At 46.5% G+C, this 1,196-nt stretch carries 2 protein-coding genes; both read left to right on the top strand.

All coding sequences use genetic code 11. The features are described from left to right. On the top strand, window positions 1-598 hold a 598-nt coding region (locus tag IQR33_RS32060; RefSeq protein ID WP_228013707.1), incomplete at its 5' end, for an aminotransferase class III-fold pyridoxal phosphate-dependent enzyme. 172 nt (window positions 599-770) lie between these two features. Beyond that, window positions 771-1,196: DUF2058 domain-containing protein (locus IQR33_RS01620; RefSeq protein WP_228013706.1), on the top strand; the 426-nt coding region annotated here is incomplete at its 3' end.

The raw sequence follows: 1,196 nt of genomic DNA, 5'->3' as shown, positions 1-1,196 counted from the left end.
CGGCTCCGATTTTGGCTCACTCCACTACGACATGAAACCAGATCTCATCACGGTAGCGAAAGGGTTAACCTCAGCGTATCAACCGCTGTCTGGCGTGATCGCCGGTGAACGAGTTTGGAGTGTGCTAGAAAACGGCACCGACCAATGGGGTGCTATCGGACACGGTTATACCTACTCTGGTCACCCAATGGGAGCGGCAGCCGCGAACTGCAACCTCGATATCATTGAACGTGAAGGCCTGGTGCAAAACGCAGCCGAAGTCGGCGCTTACTTGCAGCAACGCATGGCGGAGACGTTTAACGATCATCCATTGGTCGGTGATACTCGTGGCGTTGGCTTGTTGCATGCGTTGGAGTTTTCTTCAGACAAGCTCCGCCGTGCACACTTTGATCCAAACTTGAAAGTAGGCCCGCAAATCGCGGCGGCCTGTTTAGAGCAAGGCTTAATCGCTCGCGCCATGCCACATGGTGACATCCTCGGATTTGCTCCACCGCTTATCGCGAACCGTAACGATATAGACACCATTGTCGACAAAGCGCATCAAGCGGTAAACAAAGTGATGGATAACCTCGTCACATCTAAACAGTGGCAACCATAACCCACCTAGATTTCAGTAATGCTCGCGGGCTTTGGAGAAGGCCCGCTTTGCACTTTCCATTAAAGAGATAACAAGCCAACCAAACATTTTAGACCCATAGAAAGCACTATTATTTACTACAAGTGGCAATAGTGGGTAAAATGCCCAAAATTGCGCACTAACTGGATAAAACATGGCAAAACTTACCCTTCAAGAACAAATGCTGAAAGCTGGCTTAGTTAATGAAAAGAAACTAAAGAAAGCGAAGAAAGGCTCTAAAAAATCACGCGTTCAAGCACGCGAAGTAAAAGCGGCGGTTGAAGAGAATAAACGCCAACAGTTAGAGCGTGATAAACAATTGAGCGAGCAACAAAATGCTGAGCGATTAAATAAAGAGATCAAAGCGCAGATCAATCAATTGATTGAGATGAACAAGATCGACTTAAAAGATGGCGACATCAAATACAACTTCACTCACGGTACGCTAGTGAAATCACTTTATGTAGATTCACTTATCCGCGAGCAGTTGATCAAAGGTATTTTGGCAATCGCAATTGTTGGTGAAAGCTATGTTGTCATTCCACGTGGAGTAGCGAATAAAATTACTCAACGTGATGAG

This window comes from Vibrio sp. OPT46 (assembly GCF_015163535.1).
In the GTDB taxonomy this organism is placed as follows: Bacteria; Pseudomonadota; Gammaproteobacteria; order Enterobacterales; family Vibrionaceae; genus Vibrio; species Vibrio alginolyticus.
This window is presented reverse-complemented; position numbering and strand designations above follow the sequence as displayed.